The sequence below is a fragment of the Pseudodonghicola xiamenensis DSM 18339 genome, assembly GCF_000429365.1.
In the GTDB taxonomy this organism is placed as follows: Bacteria; Pseudomonadota; Alphaproteobacteria; order Rhodobacterales; family Rhodobacteraceae; genus Pseudodonghicola; species Pseudodonghicola xiamenensis.
The window spans coordinates 1-5,107 of sequence record NZ_AUBS01000070.1; the positions used below are offsets into that span (position 1 = coordinate 1).

The following is a 5,107-nucleotide window of genomic DNA, read 5'->3' on the forward strand; positions in this document are numbered from 1 at the left end:
GAAAGAAGACTGCCCGGCTGCGCGGGTCAGGAACGAAACCCTGCGCACCACCCGGCACTACGGCCGGGCCTTCTGGAAGCGCTGGACGGGATACCACACCCGAAGCCGGATCGAGGCGAAGATGCGCTGCCTCAAAGCGTTCGGCGAACGGATCGCAGCGAGAGACCCCGACCGTCAAACCGCCGAAATCCACATCCGCATCGCACTTATGAACCGCTTCAATGCCCTCGGCACCGCCGAGATCGTCAGAGTGGCATGACACCAATGGGGAAAGGGGAAGTCACGCCTTAAGCCGGCGTTGCGCAACAACGCCCATAGGGTCCGACAATACCGTTCTTCTGGGAGAAAACTGTCAACTGTCGGGCCACCTTAAACTTCACAAAGATCGTGGAAATGTGAAGTTTCACGGCGAAAACCGTGGCAAGATGCAGGTGTATCTGAAGGGGAATGATTGCCGCCTGGAGTTCGGGGAACGATCCAAGTGCAACTCACTGTTTTTCGTAAATCTCGCCGAGGACGATTGCGTGGTGCAAATCGGTAACGATTGCCTGTTCTCATCGGTGCGGATGAGGCCGAGCGACAGCCATGAGATTCGCGATATCACCACCGGAGAGCGGATGAATCCTCCGCAGCCGATCACCGTGGGCAACCATGTCTGGATTGCCGAAGATGCGATCCTTCTGGGAGGAAGCGAAATTGGCGATGGTTCTGTGATCGGCGCGCGATCGCTGGTCAATGGAACGATTCCCGCCAACAGCCTGGCGGTAGGTGTTCCAGCACGGGCCGTCAGGAACAATATTCAATGGAAAGAGTGATTTTCCCCGGCACCGATCCTGATCTGTGCTGGTTATGCTTTGTCCGCGATGATGGCATGGACGCGGAATAATCTCGTTTAGGCGTCCCCGCCTGTAATGCGGCGTTCCCGGCCCGCACAGCGCCATGTTGCCGGCCCTCAGGGCGCGCATTTCCCCGGAATATGCGATATCAACCTCTCCGCGTCTCCGCGCAGCGACTTTGATCTGTATCCGATGGAAAATGGTGCACCTGAGAGGATTCGAACCTCTGGCCTCTGCCTTCGGAGGGCAGCGCTCTATCCAGCTGAGCTACAGGTGCCTGGTCCCCGGCGTATAGGACAAAGCGGCGTGGGCTGCAATCGCAAAAACTGCCTTTCGGGCCGGGAAGTTGCACACGATCTCAGCGACGGGTCCTATACGGTTGAAATCCTCGATGACAGGGGCGGGCGGGTAAGTGTCACGCGGTGTCGGATGGTGCGCCACAGCAAGGGTGCAAAAGCCGCGCCGCCTTGCGTCTTCCGCGATCTCGGCGATTCACCGCCCGTGTAGGCCGAGCCCGAAGGCAATTCGTCGCCGATTTCATCCCATGCCATCCCGGCCTCTTTTATCGGCATCCTAACCATGACCTAACCTCCGGGCGCGTTTGAAGCGCGTGTGTTAGAAGGAGTTCATGATGAAAGGTTTCATCGCCATATTGATTGCCGGAACGCTGGGGATGTCCTCGGGCGCCCTGGCCCAGTCCGCAGGTGGACAGCCCACGCCTCCGGCAGAATCGCAAACGCCGGCGGCCTCGGCCCCCGCTATGCTGGGCAACACCGGTTTGACCCAGGAACAAGCCATCGGAATCGGCATCGGCACTGTCCTGCTTGGTGTCGCGTTGAGCGACGACAACAGCAGCAGCACCACGACGGCTGGACATTGATCCGGCCGCAGTGACGCATCCCGGACAGGCGGCCAGACACTGCCTGTCCGACGCTGTCGCCGGAAAGTTTGGCCCGACAATGTGGGACCGCAATGCGGGACTGCGGCCTTGAGTGTGGTGTCAGCTCTGGCCGTTCAGCCGATCGCGGATTGCATCCAGGGTCTGGGTCAGCGCCGTGTGCACACCTCCGGCCTGCAACCCCTCGGTCATCTGAAGGCTGATGGTGCCCTGGGTGGCCAGCGCGTCGCGTTTACACGCCAATGCGCCCGGTTTGCGGGTCATCGCCGCCAAGAAGCCGGAGAAGAGTTGCGTTGTATAGAACTCGGCCTTCTCCGGCTCTCCGGTCTCGTGCCCCAGCCATTCCGCCCCCGTCGCCATGAGATCGAGAAGCCCCGGCACCATGGCGCAGATCGCGAAATGCATGTTGAGGGCGCGTTCGTCCGGCACTTCGAAAACGGTGTTCTCCGGTTCGAACAGCCGGTCCAGGATGTCACTGGAAGGATAGGCCGGCAATGGGCAGCCGCCCTGTTCCAGAAAGCCCAACGGGATGGTAATGGTGATGTCCCCGGCCGGGGCACAGAGCGTTTTGAGCCGGTCGAGAGAGATGCCTGCCATGACCGAGACGATACGCTGCCCGGGATGAAACCGGATGTCTTGCAGCACCTCTTCAGCCAGATGCGGCCGCAGGCAGAGGAACACCACCTCTGACCCGTCGACGACCTTCTGGTTGGGCGCCACCGCCACCCCGTGCCCGGCCTCGAGCGCAGCGGCGATCTCGGCATTGCGGTCCGAGACAGTGATGTCGTGGCCGGTGCGGGCCAGAAAGCGGACCATTGGCGCGGCGATATGCCCGGTGCCGAGAAAGCCGATCCGATACATGCCGTCCTGTACTCCTTTTCCTTTCGCTAGTGGGCATGCGCCCCCGAGCTGAAGGTTGAATCTCATCGAGACTAGCACCGCGAAACCTGCCGGAGGAACCGGGATTTCTTTATGGCAAACCAGGGTTACGCTCTGCGCATAGCCGGTCGTGGCAGCTGTCAGGCCTGCCGGTCGCGGGCCCCGTTTGGGGGCGTCCACCGGAGCCGGACCTCATCGGGGTGGGGGCAAACGATATGGCCTTGCAGCGCCATGACCGCATCTGTCTTGCCTGCCCGGCGAACCGGGGCGCAAGATCGATGGACTGCTGCCCCCGCCGGGAGAGAGCGGCCCGACGTAAACCTGATGCAGCTATCTGATGCAGCGACGGTTGGGGGAGGGGGCCAGCCCCCTCTTGGCCTTCGGCCAATTCACCCCCGCCGTATTGGACACGAGAAGAAGCGGGACGGAGATGAATGACACCATTCACGGCAATAGGATGCGGAGGAGCCAGGTCGAAGGGCGGATCTTTTCCAGCAACGGATTTACCTGCCCAGGTAGCGGTCGCGGTGTGGCGCGAATTGCCGGGGATCGGGCGCCTTGGCCACGGTGCCGATCGCTTTTCTCGATGTCGCCGAAACGAGCTGCGGGCGCGATGTTCGGCGATGGCATGTCTAGCAGGCTGCTGAAATAGTTGGGCCTCGACGCCGATTGCAGAACATGCTTGACCCGCTGCGGATCAATGGCGGAGACAGGTATGCGCGGAGCAGACGAGACGAGCGGATCGCTGTTCAGTTATGTCGATCTCGAAGAGCGGGTTCCCGCCCGGCAGGTAGTGCCCGGAGAGATGGTGTAAGAGCGCCGATCTTCGGAGAGGTCCGAGGCTGATCAGGTCGCCACGGCGGACAGCCTGACGGTTGTAGTGTCGGTGACACACGCCAGGCTTTCAAGAGACATGTATCTCCGTGCAACCGTCGATTCGTCATTGGCCTCGAGCATCAGCGCGCCGACGAGGCGGAGGATTGCCTCGTCGTTCGGGAAGATGCCGATGACGTCGGACCTGCGCTTGATCTCCCGGTTCACCCGCTCCAGTGGGTTCGTCGACGCGATCTGGGCCCAATGCTCACGCGGAAAATCCATGTAGGCGAGGACGTCGTCGCGCGAGGCGTCCATGAGGGCGCCGAGCCTCGCCTGCTTCTCGCGCAGCGCGTCAGCCACGGCCTTCCACTGGGCTTCGGCATCCGCCTTGTTTTCCTGGACGAAGATCGTCTTCAGCATTGCCGCCACTGCCGTGCGCTGCTTGATCGAAGCATGGGCAAGCGCGTTTCTCATCCAGTGAACGCGACATCGCTGGTGCGTCGCGTTGAACACCCGCCGCGCGGCAGCCCGCAGCCCCTTGTGGTCATCTGAGACCACCAGCTTCACGCCGCGCAGGCCACGGTCGGCGAGAGAGCGCAGGAAGTCGGTCCAGAACGTTTCTGCTTCGGACGGACCGGTGGCGACGCCGAGAACCTCGCGCTTGCCGTCCTCGTTCACAGCTACCGCTATTATCACGGCGCGGCTGATGATCCGCCCGCTCTCGCGCACTTTCACATAGGTCGCGTCGAGCCAGAGATAGGGCCAGGCGCCTTCGAGCGGCCGGGAGAGGAATGCATTCACCCGCTCGTCGATTTCGACACAAGGGCAACTGACTTGGCTCTTCGACATGCCGCCAGCGCCCATCGCCTTCACCAGATCGTCTACGGAGCGCGTGGAGCCCGTGGACGTAAGCCTCCTGGATCACCGCCACCAGCGCCGTCTCAGCCGTCCGTCGCGGCTCCAGGAAGCTGGGCAAGTAGCTCCCCTTTCTCAGCCGCGGGATTTCCAGCGTGATCCGCCCGGCACGAGTGTCCCAGTCGCGGTCCCGGTAACCGTTCCGCGAAACCTCCCGCAGGGGAGAGCGAACGCCCTTCCCGGCACCGGTTCGCGCCTCGACCTCCACGTCCATGATCCGCTCGGCCGTGAAGGCCAGCATCTCGCGCACGAGATCGCCATCGGCCTGCTTCTCAACCAGCTCAATCAGCGTCATTCCGTCATCGGTCATCGTCATCTCCGTTCTTGGTTCAAGGTCTCGCAACCCGAACCTTCTCGAAGATCGGCCGTGGCCGCCAGCGTCACACCCGGCCGAGCGCTGCGCTACACCGGAGGCTCCGCGCGCGGCCTCCTACACCAAGCGTTGGGACATTACCCGCCCGGCATCCGCTGTGCAGGATCCGGCGGGTCGTCAATGACGCCTTGGCGAGCCTCGATGGCGGGTTCGATCGGCTCTATGCCGATTTCGGCCGCCCCTCCATCGCGCCGGAACGGCTGATCCGTGCGAGCCTGCTGCAAATCCTGTTCTCGGTCCGCGTAGCGCCGGAGGCGTGCCTTCGGCACGACATGGCAACTGATGGAGCAGATGGATTATAACCTGCTGTTCCGATGGTTCGTGAGTCTTGGCGTCGACGATGCTGTCTGGGTCCCGACGGTGTTCACGAAGAACCGCGACCGGCTGCTG

3 protein-coding genes, 1 tRNA gene and 3 pseudogenes are annotated in these 5,107 nt (G+C 62.4%); 4 read left to right on the forward strand and 3 right to left on the reverse strand.

All coding sequences use genetic code 11. The features are described from left to right. Together G455_RS0121850 and G455_RS25160 are read left to right on the forward strand one after the other, a co-directional pair. Window positions 1-259, forward strand: a pseudogene (locus G455_RS0121850) (IS5/IS1182 family transposase); the annotation flags it as partial. A gap of 136 nt (window positions 260-395) precedes the next feature. Beyond that, on the forward strand, window positions 396-815 hold the full coding sequence (locus G455_RS25160; RefSeq protein ID WP_051312688.1) for an acyltransferase: 420 nt from the start codon (window positions 396-398) through the stop codon (window positions 813-815). A 221-nt stretch (window positions 816-1,036) separates the two neighbouring features. On the opposite strand, the gene G455_RS0121860 is transcribed toward G455_RS25160, so the two are convergent. Next, window positions 1,037-1,113: transfer RNA gene (locus G455_RS0121860), tRNA-Arg, on the reverse strand. Between the two features lie 354 nt (window positions 1,114-1,467). On the opposite strand from G455_RS0121860, the gene G455_RS0121865 reads away from it, so the two are divergent. After that, a complete protein-coding gene (locus G455_RS0121865) occupies window positions 1,468-1,716 on the forward strand; it encodes a hypothetical protein (protein ID WP_028095573.1) in 249 nt (82 codons plus the stop codon). Between the two features lie 120 nt (window positions 1,717-1,836). On the opposite strand, the gene G455_RS0121870 is transcribed toward G455_RS0121865, so the two are convergent. Both G455_RS0121870 and G455_RS25165 read right to left on the reverse strand, forming a co-directional pair. Next, the gene (locus G455_RS0121870) at window positions 1,837-2,595 is read right to left on the reverse strand and encodes an NAD(P)-binding domain-containing protein (protein WP_028095574.1); all 759 of its coding nucleotides are present in this window, start codon (window positions 2,593-2,595) and stop codon (window positions 1,837-1,839) included. A gap of 864 nt (window positions 2,596-3,459) precedes the next feature. Continuing rightward, window positions 3,460-4,654: pseudogene (locus G455_RS25165) on the reverse strand (IS256 family transposase). Window positions 4,655-4,794: 140 nt separating this feature from the next. Here G455_RS25165 and G455_RS26255 point away from each other — a divergent pair. Further along, a pseudogene (locus G455_RS26255) lies at window positions 4,795-5,107 on the forward strand (transposase); the annotation flags it as partial.

Coding starts and splice junctions, on each gene's coding strand:
- G455_RS0121865 (WP_028095573.1), top strand. CDS start 1,468: ATGAAAGGTTTCATCGCCATATTGATTGCCGGAACGCTGGGGATGTCC.
- G455_RS0121870 (WP_028095574.1), bottom strand. CDS start 2,595: ATGTATCGGATCGGCTTTCTCGGCACCGGGCATATCGCCGCGCCAATG.